This window comes from Acidovorax sacchari (assembly GCF_042847045.1).
Lineage (GTDB): Bacteria > Pseudomonadota > Gammaproteobacteria > Burkholderiales > Burkholderiaceae_C > Paracidovorax > Paracidovorax sacchari.
The window spans coordinates 1133617-1157929 of the sequence record NZ_AP035783.1 but is presented as its reverse complement, the minus strand read 5'-3'; the positions used below and the strand labels follow the sequence as shown (position 1 = coordinate 1157929).

Below are 24313 nucleotides of genomic sequence, written 5' to 3'. Positions count from 1 at the left end.
CTCCGATTTGAAACAAATGATGCATCAGGAAACAATTTTCCCAGCACTCGCATTTTGGCGTTTATTTTTCGGAAAACTCATCCGTACCGTGGATTTCAGCCTTTTCGCCCGGTCGCGTCGGCGAACGCATCGATGATGCGGCGCAAGGGCTCGCGCTTGAGCTTGAGGGCGGCCTGGTTCACCACGAGGTGCGAGCTGATGTCCATGATGCGCTCCACCTCCACCAGGTGGTTGGCGCGCAGCGTGCTGCCCGTGGAGACCAGGTCCACGATGGCATCGGCCAGCCCGGTGAGCGGAGCGAGCTCCATGCTGCCGTAGAGCTTGATCATGTCCACGTGCACGCCCTTGGCCGCGAAGAACTCGCGGGCGATGGTGGTGTACTTGGTGGCCACGTTGAGGCGCGCGCCCTGCTTCACCGCGCGGGCGTAGTCGAAATCCTCGCGCACCGCGACGCTCACGCGGCACTTGGCGATGCGCAGGTCCAGCGGCTGGTACAGCCCCTGGCCGCCGTGCTCGATGAGCGTGTCCTTGCCCGTGACCCCCAGGTCCGCGCCACCGTACTGCACGTAGGTGGGCACATCGGTGGCGCGCACCAGCACCACGCGCACGTCCGGCCGGTTGGTGGGCAGGATGAGCTTGCGGGATTTCTCGGGGTCTTCCAGCACCTCGATGCCGGCGGCGGCCAGCAGCGGGAGGGTCTCGTCGAAGATGCGGCCCTTGGACAGGGCCAGGGTGATCACGTCGCCCGCGTTCGTCATGCCTTCACTCTTTCGATATCGGCGCCCAGGGCGCGCAGCTTGCCTTCCATGCAGTCGTAGCCCCGATCGAGGTGGTAGATGCGGTCCACCGTGGTCTGGCCCGTGGCCACCAGGCCGGCGATCACCAGGCTGGCGGAAGCGCGCAGGTCGGTGGCCATCACGGTGGCGCCCGACAGCAACGCGCCCGTGTCGCCCAGCCCCTCGATCACCGCCACCTTGCCGTCGGCCTGGATGCGCGCGCCCAGGCGCAGCAGCTCATCGACGTGCATGAAGCGGTTCTCGAAAATGGTCTCGGTCACGCGCGAGGCGCCCTGGGCCACCACGTTGAGCGCCATGAACTGCGCCTGCATGTCGGTGGGAAACCCCGGATATTCGGTGGTGCGGAAGCTCTGTGCCCGCAACTGGCCCGCCCCCGGGCTGCGCACGCGGATGCCGCCCTCGACGGACTCCACGGTCACGCCCGCGTCGCGCAGCTTGTCGATGACGGCGTCCAGGTGGTCCGCGCGGCCGTGGCGCAGCAGCGCCTCGCCGCCCGTGGCGGCCACCGCGCACAGGAAGGTGCCGGCCTCGATGCGGTCGGCCACCACGCGGTGCGTGCAGCCGTGCAGGCGCTCCACGCCCTGCACCCGGATGCGGCTCGTGCCGTGGCCCTCGATCTGCGCGCCCATGGCGATGAGCATCTCGGCCAGGTCCACCACCTCGGGCTCCTGGGCCGCGTTCTCCAGCACCGTCTCGCCATCGGCCAGCGTGGCCGCCATGAGCAGGTTCTCGGTGCCGGTCACCGTCACCATGTCGGTGGTGATGCGGGCGCCCTGCAGCCGCGAACGGCCCTCGGGCAGCCGCGCGATCATGTAGCCGTGCTCCACCACGATCTCCGCGCCCATGGCCGACAGGCCCTTGATGTGCTGGTCCACGGGGCGCGAGCCGATGGCGCAGCCACCGGGCAGCGACACCGTGGCCTCGCCGAAGCGCGCCAGCAGCGGCCCCAGCGCCAGCACCGACGCGCGCATGGTCTTGACCAGTTCGTAGGGCGCCTCGGGCGTGGACAGCGCGCCGGCATCGATGCGCACCGTGCCGCTGCTGGCCCGGTCATCGCCCTGGGAATGCTCGGCCGCCACCCCCATGTTGCGGATGAGCTGCAGCATGGTCGCCACGTCCTGCAGGCGTGGCACGTTCAGGAGGGTGACGGGCTCGGCCGTGAGCAGCGCGGCGCACAGCTCGGGCAAGGCGGCGTTCTTGGCGCCGGAGATCGGCACGTCGCCGCTCAGGGCACGGCCGCCGCGAATCTGGAGTTGGTCCATGGCTTGTTGTTCTGGGGTCTGGAGGACGGGAGGGGCCGTTGCGGCGGATGGCGCAGCGGGAAGGAACCTGCGCTCACTCGCCGCGCGGCTGCGCGGCCCATTCGGCAGGCGTGAAGGTCTTCATGGACAGCGCATGCACCTCGTCGGTGTGCATGCGGCTGCCCAGCGTCGCGTACACCCGCTGGTGGCGCTGGATCGCACGCTTGCCCTCGAACTCCGCGGAGACGATGGTCGCGTACCAGTGGCGGCCATCACCTTCCAGCGTGAGGTGCTCGCAGGGCAGCCCCGCCCGGATCAGGTCTTTGAGTTGGTCGGCGGTCATGTCAGTGGTTCATGTGGGAGGACGGGCACCCGGCCGCACATGCGGCGCCTGGCGTGCGCGCGCCCGTGAGGGTGGTCATCAGTTCCTGATCTTGTAGCCCGTGCGCAGCAGGTGGACGGCCAGCGCGCTCACGGCCAGCCAGGCGCTGCCCACGATGGCCAGGCTCAGCCAGGGCGACGCATCGCTCTGCCCGAAGAAGCCGTACCGGAACCCGTCGATCATGTAGAAGAACGGATTCAGGTGGCTCACCGTCTGCCAGAAAGGCGGCAGCGACTGGATGGAATAGAACACGCCCGAGAGGAAGGTCATCGGCACGATGATGAAGTTCTGGAACGCCGCCATCTGGTCGAACTTGTCGGCCCAGAGCCCGGCGATCAGGCCCAGCGTGGCCAGCAGCGCGGCCCCCAGGAGCGCGAACGCGGCGATCCACAGCGGCGCGGCGAATTCCGGCCGCGCGAAGCCGAGCGTGGCGATGAACACGCCCAGCCCCACGGCCAGGCCGCGCACCACCGAAGAGCCCACGTAGGCGAAGAACCAGGACCAGTGCGACAGCGGCGTGAGCAGCACGAACACCAGGTTGCCCATGATCTTGCTCTGGATGAGGCTCGACGAGCTGTTCGCGAACGCGTTCTGCAGCACGCTCATCATCACGAGGCCGGGCACCAGGAAGGCGGTATAGCTCAGGCGGTCATAGACCTTCACGTGGTCTTCCAGCACATGGCCGAAGATCAGCAGGTAGAGCACGGCGGTGAGCACGGGCGCCGCGATGGTCTGGAAGCTCACCTTCCAGAAACGCAGCACCTCCTTGTAGAACAGGGTCTGCCAGCCGGTCATAGCCGCACCCCGCCTTCGGGCGTTTCCGCGGGCTCGTCCGCCGGAGCGGGCTCGCGGGCGGGATCGGGGTAGCGCCCTTCGGCCATGAGGCTGAGGAACACGTCCTCCAGGTCCGCCTTGCGGATCTCGACATCGTGCACGCCGACGCCCGCGGCACGCAGGCCGGAGAGGATGCGCTCGATGTCCGCCGCGTCCTGCGCGGGCAGCTGCACCACGCGGCCGGTGACACGCGCGGCGGCGGCGAGCGCCGGGGGCAGCGCGTCGTCGGTCTTGAAGCGCAGCACGTTCGTGGAGGCGGCCTGCAGCAGTTCGGACGTGGTCGAGAGCGCCACCATCCGGCCGCGCTTGAGCATGGCGATCCGATGGCAGAGCGCCTCCGCCTCTTCCAGGTAGTGGGTGGTGAGCAGCACCGTGTGGCCCGCCTTGTTGAGCCGCGCGACGAAGTGCCAGAGGGTCTGGCGCAGTTCCACATCGACCCCGGCCGTGGGTTCGTCCAGCACGATGATGGGCGGCTTGTGCACCAGCGCCTGGGCGACGAGCACGCGGCGCTTCATGCCACCCGAGAGCTGGCGCATGTTGGCGGACGCCTTGTCGGCCAGGCCCAGGTTCTCGAGCAGTTCGTCGATCCAGGCGTCGTTGTTCTTCACGCCGAAATAGCCGGACTGGATGCGCAGCGCCTCGCGCACGTTGAAGAACGGATCGAAGACGAGCTCCTGCGGCACGATGCCGAGCTTGCGGCGTGCATCGGCATAGTCGGACAGCACGTCGCTGCCCTGCACCAGCACGCGCCCGCCGGAGGCCCGGGACAGTCCCGCCAGGATGCTGATGAGCGTGGTCTTGCCCGCGCCGTTGGGCCCGAGCAGGCCGAAGAACTCGCCCTCCTCGATGTCGAGGCTCACGCCGTCGAGCGCCTGGAAGGGCCCTTTGGGCGTGTCGTAGGTCTTGGAGACAGACTGGAAGGAGACTGCGGGCATGGGAGCCGGCCATTTTACGGGTCTGGCGCGGATATGCTTGCCGACCTCGTCGATGCCACCTCGGCGGCCTCGCCCATCGCCCCCGGTCCCTGCCCTCTTCCATGCAACTGCACGACATCCAGTCCCTCTTGCTGCAAGGCGACTACCGCACACCCGCACGGCATTTCCAGGCCCTGCAGCAGGACTTCGAGAACGGCCGCATCGGCGAGCCGGAGTACCTGAGACAGGCCGCAGCGGCCTCCGTCGAGCGGCGCAGCGCAGAGCCCGCGATGCTGGCCTGGGCCAGCGAGTTTCCGGAGGACTACTTCGCCCAGTTCGCGGCGGGCAATTACTTTCTCCGCATCGGCTGGCGGGCCCGCGGCATCCAGACACGGCAGTTCACCACGGAACACCAGTTTTCGCTGATGAATGCCTATTTCCAGAAAGCGCTGCCCCACCTCTACCGGGCCATCGAACTGAGCCCCAGGCCCTATTGCGCACTGGCCATCGGCATTCACCTGGAAACCGCGGGTGGCCTGGACCTGCCCCACAGCTTCCTCGCGTTGTCGGAAAGGCATATCGAGCAATCCGTGGAGGTGTGCCTCGCGCACATGTGGGCGCTGCAGCCCAAGTGGGGCGGAGCGGACGGAGCGCTGGAGGCCTTCTTCCAGCGCATCCATGCGCTGGACTGGCCTGCAGAATCCGCCGCGGTGCTCGAAGCGGCCTACGACGGCCACCAGGCCGACATCCTCTGCTGCGAGGGCGAGACCGACAAGGCGCAAGCCTTGCTGGCCGGGAGCCGGCATGCCCGGTCTCCCCGGGTTCTGCAAAGCCTCAGCCGATACCTCCAGCAGCAGGGCCGGCATGCGGAAGCCGCCGGGCAGCTTCAAGCCGTCATCGCGCACAAGCCCGCTCCGGACCTTTATGAACGCCTGGCCACGAGCCTGGCCGCGCTCGGCCGTGACGGGGAAGCGGATGCCGCCTATGCGCAGGCGGCGCTCCTGGGAGACGGCGATGCCGCCGCCACCGCAGCCAACCGCATGCGGCCGCGCATGGGCGACCCGGCCGTGGCCGCCGAGGCGGTGCGCTGGTGCGAACTGGGGGCGGAGCAATTCAGCGGACACGCGATGTTCGAGCGCGGCTGCCACTTCTCGCTCGGCCTGGGAACGCCCAAGGATGCCGAGGCAGCCGTGCCCTACTGGGAAAGCGCGCTGGCATGGGGCTCCCGCGCTGCCATCTGGAATGCCGTGCTGGCGTACTGGCAGGGAAAGGGCAGCATTCCCAGGGACTTCGCCAAGGCTCGCCGCTATGCGGCCCAGGGCGCCGCCATGGAATGCGTGGACTCCACCTCGGTCTATGGCGTCCTGCTGTACCGCGGCCAGGGAGGGCCCGTGGATTTCAACGCCGCGCTCGAGCATCTGTACAACGCGGCATGCGAGGACGATGTGCTGGCGATCAGCTACCTGATCAGGGCCCTGTGGTTCGGGCACGGAACCGACGTCGATCGCGCCGCCGCCCGGAAATGGCTGGCCGCGCTCCGCAAGCACGGGAAAAAGGATGACGTGGCGAGCGTGATGGAGGACATCTTCAGCCTGTCGGGCTGGCTGAAGAGCTTCTGGCGCCAGTGGCAGGAGCGCTCGAACGCCGCGCGCTGAGGCGCGCGTTCAGTTCAATCGGCCGCCGCGGCCACCGCCGGGCTGGCCAGCAGTTCCGCCACCCCGTACAGCCCGGCCAGCTTGGCCAGGCCCGAGGGCAGGTCTTTCACTTCGAAGCGCCGGTTCTCCAGCAGCGCGGCGCGGCGGCATTCGAGCAGGACCGCCAGGGCCGACGAGTCGAAGGTGGCGAGCGGCGCGGCGTCCACGACGAGGATCTCGTCGCGGTGCGCCTTGAGCCCCTGCAGCAGCATGCGCAGGCAGGCCTCGGCCTGCCGGTGCGTCAGCTCGGTGGGTAGGACCAGCATGGCGGACGCCCCGTGGATGCGTCAGCCCGCCTTGCCGGAGCCGGCGGCGTTGGCCTTGTTGCGTGCCGCCAGGGATTCGATGAGGCCATCGATGCCCTTGGCGTTGATCTCCTGGGCGAACTGCGTGCGGTAGGTCTCGACCAGCCACACGCCCATCACGTTCAGGTTGTAGATCTTCCAGCCGGCACCATCCCCGGGGGTCTTTTCCAGGCGGTAGTCGAGCTGGATCGGGTCGCCACGGCCCAGGATCTCGGAGCGCACGAGCACGTCCTTGTCGTCGGGGCCGGCACGCAGGGGCTTGACCTGGATCGACAGGTCATTGACCTGACTGAGGGCACCCGAGTAGGTGCGCACGAGCAGCGACTTGAATTCGTCCTGCAGGCGCGCCTGCTGCTGCGGCGTCGCCTGGCGCCAGGCCGGGCCCACCGCGGCGGCCGTCATGCGGCGGAAGTTCACGTGCGGCAGGATGACCTTGTCCACCAGCGCGGTGATCTTGTTGATGTCGCCCGACTTGATGCTCTTGTCGCTGCGCACCGTGTTCAGCACGTCGGTGGACAGGCGCTTGACCAGTTCGTCGGGCGCTTCGTCTGCAGCCAGGGCCGCCACCGGCATGCCCATCCACAGAACGGCGGCAGTGCAAAGGGCAGCCTGGCCCAGGGTACGTCGGCTCATCGTCATATCGGTTTCCTTTCTGAAGGGGCGTCCCCGGCGGGGCGCTCCATGTCATGTTCGATTGTGGGCGGGGGTGCGGCCCCCCATGCGTCTGCCCGGTGCACGGATGCAAGCAACTGCAACGCCGCTGGGGGCTCCGCCTCGGCCCTCAGGGCTTCGGCTCTTCGGGCAGCTTGCCGGCATCCTGGTCGTAGCGTTCCTCGCTGCGCCGGTCCGTCTGCACTGCCTGGTTGCGCACCTGCAGGTAGGCGTCGCGGGTGAAGCTGTACTTGTCGAGCGCAGCGCTGTCCAGCACCGAGCTCGCACGCAGCAGGTTGGCCCGCGTGTTCACCGCGCTCAGGGCATAGAGGGCGTTGCGGTCGGACACGGGATCGACGTAGGTGATCAGGTTGCCCTTGGCATCCACCGGCAGGGCCACCGTGTCGCGCACGGTGGACGGGCCCAGGAACGGCAGCACGAGGTACGGCCCCGTGGGCACGCCCCAGCGGCCGAGCGTGAGGCCGAAATCCTGCTTCGAGCGCTCGATGCGCATCTCGGTGGCGACGTCGAACAGGCCACCGATGCCGAACACGGTGTTCGCGCTGAAGCGCGCGATGCTGTTGAGCGCGCCTTCGCCGCGCAGCTGCAGCGCATTGTTCACGAAGGACCACAGGTCGCCGAGGTTGGCGAAGAAGTTGCTCACGCCGGTGCGCACCAGGCGCGGGGTGACCTCGGTATAGGCGGTGGCGACGGGCCGCAGCAGCACGTCGTCCACCTTGTCGTTGAACCGGGTCATGCCGCGGTTGTAGGGCTCGAACGGATCGCGCGGGTTGGCGTCGGGTCCGGTCGCGCAGCCGGCCAGCAGGCAGGCCACGGCCAGCGCGCAGGCACTGCCGCGCAGGGACCGGACCCGGAGAGCTTGGGATTTGGTGGTCATCATTGTTGTCGTCATTTCTTGGAGCCGCCCGCGGAGGCCCCGCCGCCGCCCTCTTCGGCCTTGCCGTAGAGGAACTGGCCGATGAGGTTTTCCAGCACCACGGCGGACTGCGTGGACGTGATGCGGTCGCCCTCGGCGAGGTTCTTTTCGTCGGCACCCGCCTGGATGCCGATGTACTGGTCTCCCAGCAGGCCGCTGGTGAGGATCTTGAGCGAGCTGTCCTTGGGGAAGGCGTAGCGCTTGTCCATCTCCAGCGTCACCTGGGCCTGGAACGTCTTGTCGTCGAAGGTGATGGAGTTCACCCGGCCCACCACCACGCCGGCGCTGCGCACCGCGGACTGGGGCTTGAGCCCGCCGATGTTGTCGAAGAGCGCGGTGACGTGGTAGCCGGACTGCCACTGCACGCGCAGCAGGTTGGCCGACTGCAGGGCGAGGAAGAGCAGGGCCGCACCGCCGAGGAGGACGAAGAGGCCGACCCAGACGTCGTTCTTGGAATGCTGCATGGTGTTTTTCTCTCTGAAGGGTTCTTGGACGCCGGCCGCGTCAGATGCTGAACATCCAGGCCGTGAGCAGGAAATCCAGCCCCAGCACCGTGAGCGAGGCCATCACCACGGTGCGGGTGGTGGCACGGGACACGCCCTCGGGCGTGGGCTTGGCGATGTAGCCCTGCAGCAACGCGATGAAGGTGACCGTGACGCCGAAGACGAAGCTCTTGAGCACGCCGTTGCCCACGTCCGCCCACACGTCCACCCCGCTCTGCATCTGGCCCCAGAAGGCGCCGCTGTCCACGCCGAGCATGACCACGCCGACGATCCAGCCGCCGATCACGCCCACCGCGCTGAACACCGCGGCCAGCAGCGGCATGGCGATCACCCCGGCCCAGAAGCGCGGGGCCAGGATACGGCGCACCGGGTCCACGGCCATCATTTCCATGGCCGAGAGCTGCTCGCCCGCGCGCATCAGGCCGATCTCCGCCGTGAGCGAGGTACCCGCGCGGCCCGCGAACAGCAGCGCGGAGACGACGGGGCCGAGCTCGCGCACCAGCGACAGCGCCACGAGCAGCCCCAGCGCCTGCGCGGAGCCGTAGCGCTGCAGCGTGTAGTAGCCCTGCAGGCCCAGCACGAAGCCCACGAACAGGCCCGATACGGAAATGATGGACAGCGAATAGTTGCCCAGGAAGTGCAACTGGTCGCGCACCAGCCCGAAGCGCTGCAGCGTCGGGCCGATCAGGCCGGCCAAGCGCACGAACAGCCGCGCCGCGCGGCCCATGTCCGCCAGCAGGCTGCGCGTGGCGAAGCCGACGTCGGAAGGTTTCCACCAGCTCATCGCTCGCCTCCGCCCGGGCCGGCCAGCGGCCCGAAATCGTCGGCCACGGAAGGACCGGGGTAATGGAACGGCACCGGCCCGGTGGGCAGTGCATGCACGAACTGGTGCACCAGCGGATCGGTGCTGGCGCGCACCTCGTCGGGCGAGCCCTGCGCGGCGACCACGCCCGGCCCGAGGATGACCACGTGGTCGGCCACGCGGAAGGTCTCCTCCACGTCGTGGGACACGACCAGCGTGGTCAGGCCCATGGCGTCGTTGAGCTGCCGGATCAGTTGGGCGGCCGTGCCGAGCGAGATGGGATCGAGCCCGGCGAAGGGTTCGTCGTAGAGGATCAGTTCCGGGTCGAGCGCGACGGCCCGCGCCAGCGCCACGCGCCGTGCCATGCCGCCCGAGATCTGGCTGGGCATGAGATCGCGTGCGCCCCGCAGGCCCACGGCCTGCAGTTTCATGAGCACGATGTCGCGCACCAGCGCCTCGGACAGGTCGGTGTGCTCGCGCAGCGGGAAGGCCACGTTCTCGAACACGCTCATGTCGGTGAAGAGCGCCCCGAACTGGAACAGCATGCCCATGCGGCGGCGCGCGGCGTAGAGCTGCTGGGCATCCATGCGCGCCACGTCCTGGCCGTTCACCAGGACCTCGCCCTGCTGCGCGAGATGCTGGCCGCCGATGAGGCGCAGCACCGTGGTCTTGCCCCCGCCGGAGGCGCCCATGAGCGCGGTCACCTTGCCGCGCGGAATGCGCAGCGAGACATCGCGCAGGATCGGGCGCTCGCCATACGAGAACGTGACGTTGCGCAGTTCGACCAGGGGGGTTTCGGACATGCGGAGGGCGTTGGAAGTATCGGTTGGGGACGTAATTGTCGCGGCTGCGGACGTGGGCGATGCGAGCGATGGTAACGCAAACATACATGCATGCATGTTTGCTGAAACGTCCGTCAGTTCTCTGCTACTTTTTTCGAAGCATACTTTTCATATGTGACGAGCAAAAAAAGCGCCACGAAGCCATATTCTCCCGCCGCCGGCAAGCCCTTTCACAGCATGCTGCGAAGGAATGCCTGGGTTCGCGCATGTCGCGGATTCGCAAAGAACTCCGCCGACGGCGCGGCTTCGATGATCTCTCCCTGGTCCATGAAGACCACGCGGTGGGCCACCTCGCGCGCGAACCCCATCTCGTGCGTGACCACCAGCATGGTCATGCGCTCCTGGGCCAGCGCGCGCATGGTGCGCAGCACCTCGCCGGTCAGTTCCGGATCGAGCGCCGAGGTGGGCTCGTCGAACAGCAGGATGTCCGGCTCCATGGCCAGCGCGCGGGCGATGGCCACGCGCTGCTTCTGCCCGCCCGAGAGCCGGCCGGGATAGCTGTCCTGCTTCTCCAGCAGCCCGACCTTGGCCAGCAGCGCCTGCGCGGGCGGCACGGCGGCCTGCCGGGCCACGCCCTTGACCACCATGGGCGCCTCGATGACGTTCTCCAGCACGGTGAGGTGCGGGAACAGGTTGAACGACTGGAACACCATGCCCATGCGGCGGCCGATGCGGCGCACCTCGGCATCGGGCACGTAGCGGCAGTGGCCGGCGGCATCGGTGGTCGCGAGCGTGTCGCCTTCGATGGCGATGTGGCCGCGGTCGATGGTCTCCAGGTGGTTCAGGCAGCGCAGGAAGGTGCTCTTGCCCGAGCCCGAGGGGCCGATCACGGCCACGGTCTCGCCGCGGCCGAGCGTGAGCGACACGTCCCGCAGCACCGGCAGGCCGCCGAAGGCCTTGTGCAGGCCCCGCGCCTCGATCATGGGCACGGCGGCAGAGAGATCAGGCGTCATGGCGGGCATAGCGTCGCTCCAGGCGCTGGAAGCCCCAGGTCAGCACCAGGGTCATCACGAGATAGAAGGCGGCGGCCACGAGGAAGGGCGTGGTCGTGAAATCGCGCTGCACGATGCCGCGCGCGGCGCGCAGCAGGTCGTTCAGGGCCAGCACGTAGATGAGCGAGGTGTCCTTGACCAGCGTGATGGTCTCGTTGCTCATGGGTGGCAGGATGCGGCGCACCATCTGCGGCAGCACGATGCGCCGCATGGTCTGCCCGTACGTCATGCCCAGCACCTTGGCGGCCTCGTACTGGCCGCGGTCGATCGACTGGATGCCGGCGCGGAAGATCTCCGCGAAATACGCCGCGTAGTTCAGCGCGAACGCCACCACCGCCGCGGGGAAATCCGGCAGCCGCACGCCGATCACCGGCACGAACGGCAGCGCGAAATAGATGAACAGCATCTGCAGCATCAGCGGCGTGCCGCGCATCAGCCAGATGTAGCCGTTGACCAGCCCCGACAGCAGCCCCCAGCGCGACACCCGCGCCAGCGCCAGCGCCAGCCCCAGCGGCACCGCCAGCACCAGCGTGATCGCGAAAAGCTTCAGCGTGACCGTCGCGCCCTGCGCCAGCGGCCCCAGAAGTGAAAGAACGTAATCCATCTATCTGCTACGGAATCTGTTGTCGGCAGTGCAGCGTCCGGCACCGCCCAAGGCGCATGCAACCGGCGCGGCCCGATACCAGCAGCAGCCGCGCAAGGGCCGCCCCGCCGCGCCGGCTGCGTCCCCCTTCCCGCATCGCGCAGCGATGCGAGAGAAGGGGGAAGGCGCGCAGCGCCTCAGGGGGATGAACGCCGTTATTTAATGATGTTCTTGCCAAACCACTGCGTGGCGATCGTGGCCGCGGCACCGTCCTGCTTCATGTCGGCCAGCGCCTTGTCGAGGCGGCCCTGCAGCGCGGTGTCGTCCTTGCGCACGCCCACGCCGTATTCCTCGGTACCGAAATGCTCGTCCAGCACGGCGTAGTCCTGCGGCTTCTTGGCGACGTAGTAGCGGCCCACCACCTCGTCCACCACCACGGCTTCCAGGCGGCCGGTGGAGAGGTCCATGAGCGCGGTCACGTTGTCGCCGAAGGTCTTGAATTCCTTGAACGACTTGAAGACGGCTTCGTCCTTCTTGACCGCATCCACGGCACTGCTGCCCTCCTGCGCGCCGACGACCTTGCCGGCGAGGTCGGCCTTGGTCTTGATCGGGGAGCTGGCGGCCACGACGACGATCTGGTGGTTCTCCATGTAGGGCGCGGTGAAGGCGATGTTCTGCTTGCGCTCTTCGGTGATCGTGAGGCCGTTCCAGAGCGCGTCCACGCGCTTGCCCGACAGTTCGGCCTCCTTGGCGCTCCAGTCGATCGGCTTGAACTCCACCTCCACGCCCATGCGCTTGGCGGCCTCGCGGGCCATGTCGATGTCGAAGCCCACGAGCTGGTTCTTGTCGTCGCGGAAGCCCATCGGCGGGAAGTTGTCGTCCAGGCCGATCACGATCTTCGTGACGGCGGCGGGGGGCGTGGCGGGGGTGGAGGCGACCGGCTGGGCGCTGTCGTTCTTGCCGCAGGCGGCAAGCAGGGCACCGAGGGACACCAGGGCGATGGCGGCGATCTTCTTCATGGCAATGGCAACGAAAAGCCGGCCCGCAGGCCGGCATGGAGCGAAAAAGGGTGAAGGGAAAGGCAGGCCGGCAACAGCGCACGGGGCCTGCACCGGAACGGCAGGCGGGCACGCGTGGCGGCACGGAACCAGCCCGTATTGTCCCCGATCGCTCGCATCGGCTCCTGCACGGCGCGCAACCTGTGCTGCCGTGTGCGCGGACAAAAGCGCACACGCCCCGGATGGACCTGCTTGAATTGCCATCAAGAAGATAGCAAAACCCCGCGCATTCCCCCATGAAAAACGGCGCCCGGGGGCGCCGTCGGCATGCCGGGCGGCCCATTGGCGGGTGCCCGGCACGGGTGCTGCGCGTCAGCGCGGCAGGTCGGAGTAACCCATCAGGAACTCGTCCACCGCCCGCGCGGCCTGGCGGCCTTCGCGGATGGCCCACACCACCAGGGACTGGCCGCGGCGCATGTCGCCGGCCGCGAACACCTTGGGCACGTTGGTCGCATAGCCACCGGTGAACTCTGTCGTGGCGCGGGCGTTGCCGCGCGCGTCCTTCTCGACGCCGAAGGCCTCCAGCACCGGCGACACGGGGCTCACGAAGCCCATGGCCAGCAGCACGAGGTCGGCCTTGAGCGTCTGCTCGGACCCGGCCACCTCGACCATCTTGCCGTCCTTCCACTCCACGCGCACGGTCTTCAGGCCCGTGACCTTGCCCTTCTCGCCGATGAATTCCTTCGTGGCGATGGCGAACTCGCGCTCGCAGCCCTCTTCGTGGCTGGAGCTGGTGCGCAGCTTGTAGGGCCAGTAGGGCCAGGTGAGGGGCCTGTTCTCGACCTCGGGCGGCTGGGGCATCAGCTCGAACTGCGTCACGCTCGCGGCGCCGTGGCGGTTGCTCGTGCCCACGCAGTCGCTGCCCGTGTCGCCGCCGCCGATCACGATGACGTGCTTGCCGTCGGCGCGCAGCTGGCCCTTGAGCTTGTCGCCCGCGTTCACCTTGTTCTGCTGGGGCAGGAATTCCATCGCGAAATGCACGCCATCCAGTTCGCGGCCCGGCACGGGCAGGTCGCGGCTCTGCTCTGCGCCGCCAGCCAGCAGCACGGCATCGAACTCCTGCTGCAGTTGCTCGGGCGTCACCGTTTCCTTGGCCCAGTTGGTGACCTTGGAGCCCTTGCCCAGGCCGTCCTTGGCCGCGCCGACGAGGACACCGGTACGGATCTGCACGCCTTCGGCCTTCATCTGCTCGGCGCGGCGGTCGATGTGCGACTTCTCCATCTTGAAGTCGGGAATGCCGTAGCGCAGCAGGCCGCCGATGCGGTCGTTCTTCTCGAAGAGCGTCACGTCGTGGCCGGCACGCGCGAGCTGCTGGGCGGCCGCCATGCCCGCGGGGCCGGAGCCCACCACGGCCACCTTCTTGCCGGTCTTGTGCCTGGCCGGGCGCGGCTGCACCCAGCCTTCGGCCCAGGCGCGGTCGATGATGGCGTGCTCGATGGACTTGATGCCCACCGGGTCGTCATTCACGTTCAGCACGCAGGCGGCCTCGCAGGGCGCGGGGCAGATGCGGCCGGTGAACTCGGGGAAGTTGTTGGTCGAGTCCAGCACGGCCCAGGCGCTCTTCCAGTCCTGCTGGTAGACCAGATCGTTGAAGTCCGGAATGATGTTGTTGACCGGGCAGCCGTTGTTGCAGAACGGCGTGCCGCAGTCCATGCAGCGCGCGCCCTGCAGCTTGGCCTGCGCTTCGTCGAGGCCGATGACGAATTCCTTGTAGTGCTTCAGGCGCTCGGCGACGGGCTTGTAGCCCTCCTCGATGCGCTCGTATTCCATGAAGCCGGTGGTCTTTCCCATGATTGCGTGTCCTGTCGTTGTGGGGTGCGAAGCAGTGCGTCGTCGGTGCGTGCGGCCTTACTTGGCCGGCACCGCGGCGCGCGCCTTCTCCTGCTCGGGGGCGGCCACCGGCGGGGTGGGCGGCTCCTGCAGCGCCTTGCGTTCGTGGATCTCGGACAGCGCGCGCTTGTACTCCGTGGGGAACACCTTCACGAACTTCGCCCGCGAGGCCGCCCAGTTGTCGAGCAGCTCGCGCGCACGCTTGCTGCCGGTCCAGCGGTTGTGGTCCTCCAGCATCTTCTTGAGCTGCGCCTCGTCGGTCTGGCCGCGGTGCCAGATGCCGGCGTGGGTGGTCGCCATCTGCTCGTCGGAGGGCAGGATGCGGTCCAGCGTGACCATCGACAGGTTGCAGCGCGTGTGGAACAGGCCGTCCTCGTCATAGACGTACGCCACGCCGCCGCTCATGCCGGCCGCGAAGTTGCGGCCCGTCTTGCCGAGCACCACCACCGTGCCGCCCGTCATGTATTCGCAGCCGTGGTCGCCCGTGCCCTCCACCACCGCGGAGGCGCCCGAAAGGCGCACCGCGAAGCGCTCGCCCGCCACGCCGCCGAAGAAGGCTTCGCCGGTCGTGGCACCGTACATCACCGTGTTGCCCACGATGGTGTTGCGCGTGGTGTCGCCGCGGAAGTCGATGCTCGGGCGCACGATCACGCGGCCGCCCGAGAGGCCCTTGCCGGTGTAGTCGTTGGCGTCGCCGATCAGGTAGAGCGTGATGCCGCGCGTGAGGAAGGCGCCGAACGACTGGCCGCCCGTGCCTTCGAGCTGGATGCGGATGGTGTCGTCGGGCAGGCCTTCCGGGTGCTCGCGCGTCACCGCGCCCGAGAGCATCGCGCCCACGGAACGGTTCACGTTGCGCGCCACCTCGATGAACTGCACGCGCTCGCCCTTCTCGATCGCGGGCCGGCTGCGCTCGATGAGCTTGCGGTCCAGCGTGTTGCCGATGTTGTGGTCCTGCGTGTCCACGTGGAAGCGCGGCACGTCGGCGGGCACCTGCGGCTGGGCGAACAGGCGGCCGAAATCGAGGCCGCGCGCCTTCCAGTGCGCGATGCCGGCGCGCATGTCGAGCAGGTCGGTGCGGCCGATCAGGTCGTCGAACCTGGCGATGCCCAGCTGCGCCATGATCTGGCGCACTTCCTCGGCGACGAAGAAGAAGTAGTTGACCACGTGCTCGGGCTTGCCCGAGAATTTCTGGCGCAGCACCGGGTCCTGCGTGGCCACGCCCACCGGGCAGGTGTTCAGGTGGCACTTGCGCATCATGATGCAGCCCTCGACCACCAGCGGGGCGGTGGCGAAGCCGAACTCGTCGGCGCCCAGCAGCGCGCCGATGGCGACGTCGCGGCCCGTCTTCATCTGGCCGTCGGCCTGCACGCGGATGCGGCCGCGCAGCCGGTTGAGCACCAGGGTCTGCTGGGTCTCGGCCAGGCCGATCTCCCAGGGCGAGCCCGCGTGCTTGATGGACGACCACGGCGAGGCGCCCGTGCCGCCGTCATGGCCGGCGATCACCACGTGGTCGCTCTTGCACTTGGCCACGCCGGCCGCGATCGTGCCCACGCCCACTTCGGAGACCAGCTTGACCGAGATGTCGGCATGCGGCGCCACGTTCTTCAGGTCGTGGATCAGCTGCGCCAAGTCTTCGATCGAGTAGATGTCATGGTGCGGCGGCGGAGAGATCAGGCCCACGCCCGGCACGCTGTGGCGCAGCTTGCCGATGTAGTCGGATACCTTGCCGCCGGGCAGCTGGCCGCCCTCGCCGGGCTTGGCGCCCTGGGCCATCTTGATCTGGATCTGGTCGGCCGACGACAGGTATTCGGCCGTGACGCCGAAGCGGCCCGAAGCCACCTGCTTGATGCGCGAGCGCAGCGAATCGCCGTCCTGCAGCGGCAGGTCCACCTCGACGTTGGCGGCGCCGATCACGGTCTTGAGCGTGTCGCCCTGCCTGATCGGGATGCCCTTGAGCTCCTGCCGGTAGCGCGCGGCATCCTCGCCGCCCTCGCCCGTGTTGCTCTTGCCGCCGATGCGGTTCATCGCCACGGCCAGCGTGGCGTGCGCCTCGGTGGAGATGGAGCCCAGCGACATCGCGCCGGTGGCGAAGCGCTTGACGATCTCCTTGGCCGGCTCGACCTGCTCCACGGGGATGGCCTTGGCCGGGTCGAACTTGAACTCGAACAGGCCGCGCAGCGTCATGTGGCGGCGGCTCTGGTCGTTGATGATCTGCGCGTATTCCTTGTACGTGTTCCAGTTGTTGGCACGCGTGGAATGCTGCAGCTTGGCAATGGCGTCAGGGCTCCACATGTGCTCCTCGCCGCGCGCACGCCAGGCGTACTCGCCGCCCGCGTCCAGCATGGTTTCCAGCACCGGGTCGTCGCCGAACGCGGCCTTGTGCATGCGGATGGCCTCTTCGGCGATCTCGAACACGCCGATGCCCTCCACGCGGCTGGCCGTGCCGGTGAAGTACTTGGCGATGGTGTCGGTGTTCAGGCCGATGGCCTCGAACAGCTGCGCGCCGCAGTAGCTCATGTACGTGGACACGCCCATCTTGGACATGATCTTCGACAGGCCCTTGCCGATCGCCTTCACGTAGTTGTAGATGGCCTTCTCCGGCGACAGGTCGCCGGACATGTCCTTGTGCATGTCGGCCAGCGTCTCCATGGCCAGGTAGGGGTGCACGGCCTCGGCGCCGTAGCCCGCGAGCACGGCGAAGTGGTGCACCTCGCGCGCCGTGCCGGTTTCCACCACCAGGCCCGCCGTGGTGCGCAGGCCCTCGCGCACCAGGTGCTGGTGGATGGCCGACAGCGCCAGCAGCGCGGGGATCGCCACCTGCGTCGCGCTCACGGCGCGGTCGCTGATGATGAGGATGTTGGCGCCGCCCTTGATCGCGTCCACGGCCTGCGCGCACAGCGAGGCCAGCTTGGCCTCCACGCCCTCGCGGCCCCAGGCCAGCGGGTAGGTGATGTCGATCACCGCGCTCTTGAACTTGCCCTGCGTGTGCTGCTCGATGTCGCGCAGCTTGGCCATGCCGGCGAAGTCCAGCACCGGCTGGCCCACTTCGAGGCGCATCGGCGGGTTGACCTGGTTGATGTCCAGCAGGTTGGGCTTCGGCCCGATGAAGCTCACGAGCGACATCACGATCGCCTCGCGGATCGGGTCGATCGGCGGGTTGGTCACCTGCGCGAAGAGCTGCTTGAAGTAGTTGTAGAGCGGCTTGTTCTTGCCCGAGAGCACGGCCAGCGGGCTGTCGTTGCCCATGGAGCCGATGCCCTCCTCCCCGTTCTTCGCCATCGGGGCCATCAGGAACTTGATGTCCTCCTGCGTGTAGCCGAAGGCCTGCTGGCGGTCCAGCAGCGGCAGCTCGGCCGGCAGCGGCGCGACCGGCACGTCGCTGCCGACGCTGTCGAGCTTGATGCGCAGGTTCTCGATCCACTGCTTGTAGGGCTTGGTGTTGACGATGTTGGCCTTGAGCTCGTCGTCGTCGATCATGCGACCCTGCTCCAGGTCGATCAGGAGCATCTTGCCGGGCTGCAGGCGCCACTTGCGCACGATCTTGTTCTCGGGCACGGGCAGCACGCCGGACTCGGAGGCCAGGATCACGATGTCGTCGTCGGTCACGCAGTAGCGCGAGGGGCGCAGGCCGTTGCGGTCCAGCGTGGCGCCGATCTGGCGGCCGTCGGTGAACACGATGGAGGCCGGGCCGTCCCAGGGCTCCATCATCGCGGCGTGGTATTCATAGAAGGCGCGGCGCCGGCCATCCATGGTGGCGTGCTGCTCCCACGGCTCGGGGATCATCATCATCACGGCCTGGCTGATCGGGTAGCCGGCCATGGTCAGCAGTTCGAGGCAGTTGTCGAACGTGGCGGTGTCGGACTGGTCCGCGAAGCTGATCGGGTAGAGCTTCTTCAGGTCCGGGCCCAGCACGGGCGAGGCCATCACGCCTTCGCGGGCGCGCATCCAGTTGTAGTTGCCCTTGACGGTGTTGATCTCGCCGTTGTGCGCCACGTAGCGGTACGGGTGGGCGAGCGGCCACTCGGGGAAGGTGTTGGTGGAGAAGCGCTGGTGCACGAGGCCGATGGCCGAGACGCAGCGCGGGTCCTGCAGGTCGAGGTAGTAGGTGCCCACCTGGTCGGCCAGCAGCAGGCCCTTGTAGACCACGGTGCGGCTGGACATGCTGGGAACGTAGTATTCCTTGCTGTGCTTGAGCTTCAGGCTCTGGATGGCGGCGCTGGCCGTCTTGCGGATCACGTAGAGCTTGCGTTCCAGGGCATCCTGCACGATCACGTCGTTGCCGCGGCCGATGAACACCTGGCGCAGGATGGGCTCCTTGGTGCGCACGGTGGGCGACATCGGCATCTCGACGTTCACCGGCACGTCGCGCCAGCCCAGCAGCACCTGGCCCTCGGCCTTGATGGCGCGCTCCATCTCCTGCTCGCAGGCCAGGCGCGATGCGTGCTCCTTGGGCAGGAAGATCATGCCCACGCCGTATTCGCCGGCGGGCGGCAGGGTGACGCCCTGGCGGGCCATCTCTTCGCGGTAGAGCGCGTCCGGGATCTGGATCAGGATGCCGGCACCGTCGCCCATCAGCTTGTCGGCACCCACGGCGCCGCGGTGGTCGATGTTCTCGAGGATCTTCAGCGCCTGGGTGACGATGTCGTGGCGCTTCTCGCCCTTGATGTGGGCCACGAAGCCGAGGCCGCACGCATCGTGCTCGTTGGCGGATGCATACAAACCGTGCTGTTGCAGGTGCTGGATTTCGGCGGCCGTCGTCATGGCGCACTCCTCAAGAAAAATCGCGGGGAGCCCGAGCGTATTGCATGACGTTATGCGGAGCAAGCATTTTAAATTAGGGTCAGATACGCAATATTCTTTCCATGCGATTCATCAACATTTAATAAGGGACACATCAGAGTTCGCAAACGGGGTATACACATGCCTGCGGTCAGCCCTCGGGAGGCAGAAGGCGCTTGCGCGGGCGCCCTGCCTGCGCCTTTGTCACCCGGCGCGCCGTCTGGGACTGCAGCGCTGCGGCGAATTCCGCATCGCCGAGCGCCCATCCCGACAGCGTCGCATCGGTAATGCGCTTGCAGTCCTGCGCGGAGAGTCCGGCGTGCACCAGCGCGCCATAGGCAGCCTCGCGCGCGAAAGGGGTGTTCCCCAAGGCCCAGTAGAGCGCGTGCGGCGTCACCAGCCGGTCGGGCCGCAGGCCCAGAGCATGCGCATGGCTGGACCAGGGGTACTCCGCGGGATCGGCCACCAGGCCGGCGCGCACCGGGTTCAGGTCGATATAGGCCATGCAGGCCAGCAGGTAGCGCGCAGGATCGAGCACGGTGGAGCGGTAGCGCCCTTCCCACAGCGTTCCCGTGCGCCCGTGGCGCTGGTTGAAGGCGCGCACGTAGCGGCGGCCCACGGCCTGCATCAGCAGCGGCAGGCCCTCGGCCGTGCGTGGCGTGGCCAGCAGATGGAAGTGGTTGTCCATGAGCACGTAGGCGTGGACCGCCACGTCGAAGGCACGCGCCTGGTCGGCGAGCGATTCGAGCAGCATCTCGCGGTCCTGCCGGTCCACGAAGACCGTCTGCCGGTTGTTGCCCCGGTGAATGACGTGGTGCGGGTAGCCTGGAAGGGTCAGGCGGGGAAGGCGGGCCATGGTCGGGCGCGGATGGAGCAGTCGGGCCGCGATATTAGACCCGCCGCGGACGGCCGCCCTGTCGCGGCAGCGTGGGAGGAGTGCCCACGGGCGGCACAGTACCGCGTCGAGACCGCACCAGGCCCACGCAGGGCACAGGAATCCGGGACAACGCGTCCGGAAAACGTTCCGGACTGTTGCCCCGGCTCAGGACGAGACGTCCTGGGCAGCCGCCCTGCCCTCGTCCACGTTGGCGCCTTCGTCGGCCGCCAGGCCGAACCGCGGCCCAAGGTCCCGCTCCAGCCCGAACTCGGCGAGGATCGCACGCAGCCGCTCGGCCGCGCTGCGCTTGCGCTGGCCGGTATGCCGCGCCACGATCAGCTCGTTCTTCATGCTGTGCTCCCAGCCCACCAGCTCCGTCACCGTGACCTGGTAGCCACTGGCTTCCAGGTACAGGCAGCGCAGCACATTGGTCAACTGGCTGCCCAGCTCGCGCGTGTGCAGCGGATGGCGCCACAGCTCGGCCAGGGGTGTACGCGCCAGGGCCAGGGCCTTGTTCTGCCGCAGGCACGCCGCAACCTCGGCCTGGCAGCACGGCACCAGCACCATGGCGCGCGCCTGCTTGGCCAGCCCGAAGGCGATCGCGTCATCCGTGGCGGTATCGCAGGCGTGCAGCGCCGTCACCACGTCGAAGCGCGCAGGCAGTGCATCGGCCTGCATGGAGTCGGCCACGCTCAGGGCCAGGAACGACATGCGGTCGAAGCCCAGGCGCTGCGCCAGCGCCTGCGAGCGCTCCACCAGCTCGGCACGCGTCTCGATGCCGTAGATGTGGCCCCGGCCCAGTTCGCGAAAGAACAGGTCGTAGAGGATGAAGCCCAGGTACGACTTGCCCGCGCCGTGGTCCGCCAGCGTGGGGGCCTGCCCGTCCTGCGCGAACTCGCGCAGCAGGGGTTCGATGAACTGGAACAGGTGGTACACCTGCTTGAGCTTGCGGCGCGAATCCTGGTTGAGCCGGCCTTCGCGCGTGAGGATGTGCAGTTCCTTGAGCAGTTCCACGGACTGGCCGGGGCGCAGCTCCTGCAGCACCTGGGCGTCCGCACCCACGCCTGCACCGCCGCGTGCCGCCGGGGCCTTCGGTGCCTGCGCGGCCATCCGTGCGGTCTTCTTCATGCCCCGCTCCGGGCGCCACCGTGCGCCACCGGGCAGCGCGGCCCGACGTCGAGCGCCGCCCAGCCGTCCGCGCCCAGTTCCTCGAGCACCTCGATGTTGCGTTCGAAGATCGCTTCTGCCTCGGGGAAAGCCTCCACGGCCCGGTCGATGCTCTCTTCGCGCAGCAGGTGCAGCGTGGGATACGGCGCCCGGTTGGTGGCGTTGCCCACGTCGTCCACGTCCGTGCCTGCGAACTGGAAGCGCGGATGGAACGACGCCACCTGCAGGATGCCGCCCAGGTCCATGGCTTCGACGAGTTCGTCGGCCAGGCCGAGGAAATCGTTGAAATCGAGGAAATCCTCCATGCAGCGCGGCGCCACCAGCAGCGTGGTGTCGCGCTGCTCGGGGGAGGCCTCGGCCAGGGCCTCCAGCTCGCGCTGCAGGTCTTCGATGAGGGCACGGGCGTCCTCGGCCTCGCTCACCACGTAGTGGATCTGGCCCTTGACGTGCACGGACTTGGCGAAGGGGCAGAGGTTCAGTCCGATCACCGCGCGCTCCAGCCAGCGGACCATGTCGTCGATCACGGTCTGGTGCATGGCGGATGCGCTCGCGGCGTCGGATGGCGGCACCGCGTCGGCGGAGGATTCGGTCATGGGGTCTTTCGGCAAGGCTGGCGCGTGTATCGGCAGGAGATCGATTTTACGGGGCCCTGCCCGCCGCCCCCAGGCGCCGCAGCCACGCTCAGGACAGCAGGCGGTGGCCCGTGAGCCGCTCGTGCTCGCGCACCGCGAAGCGGTCCGTCATGCCGGCGATGAAGTCGGCGACGATGCGGGCGTGGGGCATGCCGCCGGCACCGGGAGCCTCCTCCCGCGCTGCCACGGCGCGGTCGGCGAACCGGTGCTTCATTTCCGAAGGCCTCTCCGCATAGATGCCGAACAGGTCGCGCACCACCTGCTGGGCATGGCCGGTGGTTTCCATCACCTGCGGATGGCGGTAGAGGTTCTGGAACAGGAAGCGCTTGAGTTCGATGGACTGCGCACGCATGGCGGCACTGAAAGCCACCAGCGGCGGCATGCCGCGCACATCGTCCGCCGTGCGCGGCGCGGCCTGCGCCAGCGCAGCCTCGGTGGCGCCGATCACGTCGTACACCTGGGCACTCAGCATGCGGCGGATGGCCTCGTGCAGCAGCCGGCGCCGTGCCTGCGGCGCGGCGAGGTGCGGGTGTTCCCGCTCGGCATCGGCCCGGAACCGGTCGAACAGCGGCACATCGCGCAGCTGGGCCAGCGTGATCAGGCCGGAACGCACGCCATCGTCGATGTCATGGGCGTTGTAGGCGATCTCGTCGGCCAGGTTGCAGAGCTGCGCCTCCAGGCCGGGCTGTTCCCGGCGCAGGAACCGAGCGCCCACGCCGCCGGGCTCCGAGGCCTCCAGCCACTCGGCGTGGGCGCGCGAGCAGTGCTTGAGGATGCCCTCGCGTGTCTCGAAAGTGAGGTTCAGGCCGTCATAGTCCGGGTAGCGCTCTTCCAGCGCATCCACCACGCGCAGGCTCTGCAGGTTGTGCTCGAAACCGCCGTACGGGGCCATGCAGGCATTCAGCGCATCCTGGCCCGCGTGCCCGAAGGGCGTGTGCCCCAGGTCGTGCGCCAGCGAGATCGCCTCGACCAGGTCCTCGTTGATGCGCAGCGAGCGCGCGATGGAGCGCCCCAGTTGCGCGACTTCGAGCGAATGCGTGAGCCGGGTGCGGAACAGGTCGCCCTCGTGGTTGAGGAACACCTGGGTCTTGTACACCAGCCGGCGGAACGCGGTCGAATGCACGATACGGTCGCGGTCGCGCTGGTATTCGGTGCGCGTGGGCGCGGGCGCCTGCGGATGGCGGCGGCCGCGCGTCCGGGCGGGGTCGCTGGCATAGGGCGCGAGCGGGCCGGTGAACCGGCCCGCGGCCTCCTCCACCGCGCTCGCGCCGGACTGCCCGACTGCGCCGGGGGAATGCATGTCCGCCATCGGGCGTTCCCGCATGGTCAGCTCACGCGCAACAGGCGTCGATGACCTCGCGCACCAGCGCGTCGGGCGCGGGACGCACGGCGGCGCGGCCCGGTCCGTCGATGACGACGAAACGGATCTCGCCCCCTTCCGACTTCTTGTCCAGGCGCATGAGTTCCAGGTAGCGGCCGGCATTGTCGGCGGGGTCGAGCACGGCCCCCCGCACGGGAAGGCCGGCACGTTCGACGAGGCGGCGCAGTCGGGCGGTGAACGCCGCGTCCACCATGCCCAGCCGGCGCGACAGCTCGGCGGCCATCACCATGCCCGCCCCCACGCCCTCGCCGTGCAGCCACACGCCATAGCCCATGCCCGCCTCGATCGCGTGCCCGAAGGTATGGCCGAAGTTCAGGATGGCACGCAGGCCGGCCTCACGCTCGTCCTGCCCCACCACCCAGGCCTTGATTTCGCAGCTGCGGCGCACGGCGTGGGCCAGGGCCGCGTGGTCGCCCGCGCGCAGGGCCTCGACGTGGTCCTCGAGCCAGGCCAGGAACTCCATGTCCGCGATCGGGCCGTACTTGATGACCTCGGCCAGGCCCGCGCTCAGCTCGCGCGCGGGCAGCGTCGCCAGGGTGGCGAGGTCGCACACCACCAGCTGCGGCTGGTAGAACGCCCCGATCATGTTCTTGCCCAGCGGGTGGTTGATGGCCGTCTTGCCGCCCACCGAAGAATCCACCTGCGCAAGCAGGGTCGTCGGCACCTGCACGAAGGGCACGCCACGCATGTAGCTCGCGGCCGCGAAGCCGGTCATGTCGCCCACCACACCGCCGCCCAGCGCGAACAGCACGGTCTTGCGGTCGCAGCCGTGCGACAGCAGCGTATCGAAAATGCGGTTCAGCGTCGGCCAGTCCTTGTGCTCTTCACCGTCGGGCAGCACGGCCAGGACGACCTCGGCATAGTGCGCGGACAGCGCTGCGCGCAGGGTTTCGGCGTAGAGCGGCGCGACAGTCTCGTTGGTCACGACCAGCGCGCAGGCGGCCCTGGGCAGTGCGCCATAGGTCCGGGCATCGCCCAGCAGGCCCGCGCCGATCTCGATCCCGTAGCTCCGGTCGCCCAGCGCGATCTCCACGCGGCCGGCATGCGCCTGCATGGCAGCGGGTGCCACGGGCGGGACCACGCGGTCCGCCACGGCGGTGACGGCATGGGAG

At 68.4% G+C, this 24313-nt stretch carries 22 protein-coding genes; 1 reads left to right on the top strand and 21 read right to left on the bottom strand.

What is annotated here, in order from left to right:
• Positions 1-95 precede the first annotated feature (95 nt).
• The 5 genes from hisG to ACGHC0_RS05165 form a co-directional block, all read right to left on the bottom strand.
• Entirely contained in the window at positions 96-758 is a 663-nt protein-coding gene (gene hisG / locus ACGHC0_RS05185) for an ATP phosphoribosyltransferase (protein WP_368354285.1), read from the bottom strand.
• Positions 755-2059, bottom strand: a complete 1305-nt coding sequence (murA, locus tag ACGHC0_RS05180; RefSeq protein WP_013593456.1) for a UDP-N-acetylglucosamine 1-carboxyvinyltransferase — start codon at positions 2057-2059, stop codon at positions 755-757. Before murA ends, hisG begins: the two co-directional genes overlap by 4 nt.
• A gap of 73 nt (positions 2060-2132) precedes the next feature.
• Positions 2133-2381, bottom strand: a complete 249-nt coding sequence (locus ACGHC0_RS05175) for a BolA family protein (protein WP_011794177.1) — start codon at positions 2379-2381, stop codon at positions 2133-2135.
• Positions 2382-2459: 78 nt separating this feature from the next.
• Entirely contained in the window at positions 2460-3215 is a 756-nt protein-coding gene (locus tag ACGHC0_RS05170) for an ABC transporter permease (protein WP_011794176.1), read from the bottom strand.
• A complete protein-coding gene (locus ACGHC0_RS05165) occupies positions 3212-4189 on the bottom strand; it encodes an ABC transporter ATP-binding protein (protein ID WP_368354284.1) in 978 nt (325 codons plus the stop codon). Before ACGHC0_RS05165 ends, ACGHC0_RS05170 begins: the two co-directional genes overlap by 4 nt.
• 101 nt (positions 4190-4290) lie before the next feature.
• Here ACGHC0_RS05165 and ACGHC0_RS05160 point away from each other — a divergent pair, with 101 nt between their 5' ends.
• A complete protein-coding gene (locus ACGHC0_RS05160) occupies positions 4291-5823 on the top strand; it encodes a DUF4034 domain-containing protein (RefSeq protein WP_415267604.1) in 1533 nt (510 codons plus the stop codon).
• Positions 5824-5837: 14 nt separating this feature from the next.
• Here the strand turns inward: ACGHC0_RS05160 and ACGHC0_RS05155 are convergent, their stop codons facing one another.
• The 16 genes from ACGHC0_RS05155 to aroB all read right to left on the bottom strand — a co-directional run bounded on the left by ACGHC0_RS05155 (position 5838) and on the right by aroB (position 24255).
• Positions 5838-6128: an STAS domain-containing protein gene (locus ACGHC0_RS05155; protein WP_415267603.1), complete on the bottom strand. Its 291-nt coding sequence runs from the start codon at positions 6126-6128 to the stop codon at positions 5838-5840.
• Positions 6129-6149: 21 nt separating this feature from the next.
• The gene (locus ACGHC0_RS05150; protein WP_368354281.1) at positions 6150-6806 is read right to left on the bottom strand and encodes an MlaC/ttg2D family ABC transporter substrate-binding protein; all 657 of its coding nucleotides are present in this window, start codon (positions 6804-6806) and stop codon (positions 6150-6152) included.
• 142 nt (positions 6807-6948) lie between these two features.
• Complete coding sequence (locus tag ACGHC0_RS05145) at positions 6949-7731, bottom strand: VacJ family lipoprotein (RefSeq protein ID WP_415267602.1); 783 nt, start codon at positions 7729-7731, stop codon at positions 6949-6951.
• Positions 7728-8219, bottom strand: coding sequence for an outer membrane lipid asymmetry maintenance protein MlaD (gene mlaD, locus ACGHC0_RS05140; RefSeq protein WP_011794171.1), 492 nt, complete (start codon positions 8217-8219; stop codon positions 7728-7730). Before mlaD ends, ACGHC0_RS05145 begins: the two co-directional genes overlap by 4 nt.
• A gap of 40 nt (positions 8220-8259) precedes the next feature.
• On the bottom strand, positions 8260-9042 hold the full coding sequence (gene mlaE, locus ACGHC0_RS05135) for a lipid asymmetry maintenance ABC transporter permease subunit MlaE (RefSeq protein WP_368354279.1): 783 nt from the start codon (positions 9040-9042) through the stop codon (positions 8260-8262).
• Entirely contained in the window at positions 9039-9863 is an 825-nt protein-coding gene (locus tag ACGHC0_RS05130; RefSeq protein ID WP_415267601.1) for an ABC transporter ATP-binding protein, read from the bottom strand. Before ACGHC0_RS05130 ends, mlaE begins: the two co-directional genes overlap by 4 nt.
• A 209-nt stretch (positions 9864-10072) precedes the next feature.
• Complete coding sequence (locus ACGHC0_RS05125) at positions 10073-10864, bottom strand: amino acid ABC transporter ATP-binding protein (protein ID WP_368354277.1); 792 nt, start codon at positions 10862-10864, stop codon at positions 10073-10075.
• Complete coding sequence (locus ACGHC0_RS05120) at positions 10845-11498, bottom strand: amino acid ABC transporter permease (RefSeq protein ID WP_013593447.1); 654 nt, start codon at positions 11496-11498, stop codon at positions 10845-10847. The genes ACGHC0_RS05125 and ACGHC0_RS05120 overlap by 20 nt, the downstream gene beginning before the upstream one ends.
• 194 nt (positions 11499-11692) lie before the next feature.
• Positions 11693-12496: an amino acid ABC transporter substrate-binding protein gene (locus ACGHC0_RS05115; protein ID WP_415267600.1), complete on the bottom strand. Its 804-nt coding sequence runs from the start codon at positions 12494-12496 to the stop codon at positions 11693-11695.
• 351 nt (positions 12497-12847) lie between these two features.
• The gene (locus ACGHC0_RS05110) at positions 12848-14326 is read right to left on the bottom strand and encodes a glutamate synthase subunit beta (RefSeq protein WP_368354275.1); all 1479 of its coding nucleotides are present in this window, start codon (positions 14324-14326) and stop codon (positions 12848-12850) included.
• 57 nt (positions 14327-14383) lie between these two features.
• Entirely contained in the window at positions 14384-19126 is a 4743-nt protein-coding gene (locus ACGHC0_RS05105; protein WP_415267599.1) for a glutamate synthase-related protein, read from the bottom strand.
• A gap of 169 nt (positions 19127-19295) precedes the next feature.
• The gene (locus ACGHC0_RS05100; protein WP_415267598.1) at positions 19296-20000 is read right to left on the bottom strand and encodes a transposase; all 705 of its coding nucleotides are present in this window, start codon (positions 19998-20000) and stop codon (positions 19296-19298) included.
• 186 nt (positions 20001-20186) lie between these two features.
• Positions 20187-21149 carry a class I SAM-dependent methyltransferase gene (locus ACGHC0_RS05095; RefSeq protein WP_368354272.1) on the bottom strand — a complete coding sequence of 321 codons (963 nt, stop codon included), beginning with the start codon at positions 21147-21149 and terminating at the stop codon, positions 20187-20189.
• Positions 21146-21724 carry a DUF1415 domain-containing protein gene (locus ACGHC0_RS05090; protein ID WP_368355582.1) on the bottom strand — a complete coding sequence of 193 codons (579 nt, stop codon included), beginning with the start codon at positions 21722-21724 and terminating at the stop codon, positions 21146-21148. Before ACGHC0_RS05090 ends, ACGHC0_RS05095 begins: the two co-directional genes overlap by 4 nt.
• A gap of 145 nt (positions 21725-21869) precedes the next feature.
• Positions 21870-23129: a deoxyguanosinetriphosphate triphosphohydrolase gene (locus ACGHC0_RS05085; protein WP_415267597.1), complete on the bottom strand. Its 1260-nt coding sequence runs from the start codon at positions 23127-23129 to the stop codon at positions 21870-21872.
• 22 nt (positions 23130-23151) lie between these two features.
• Positions 23152-24255, bottom strand: coding sequence for a 3-dehydroquinate synthase (aroB, locus tag ACGHC0_RS05080; RefSeq protein ID WP_415268382.1), 1104 nt, complete (start codon positions 24253-24255; stop codon positions 23152-23154).
• Between the last annotated feature and the right edge of the window lie 58 nt (positions 24256-24313).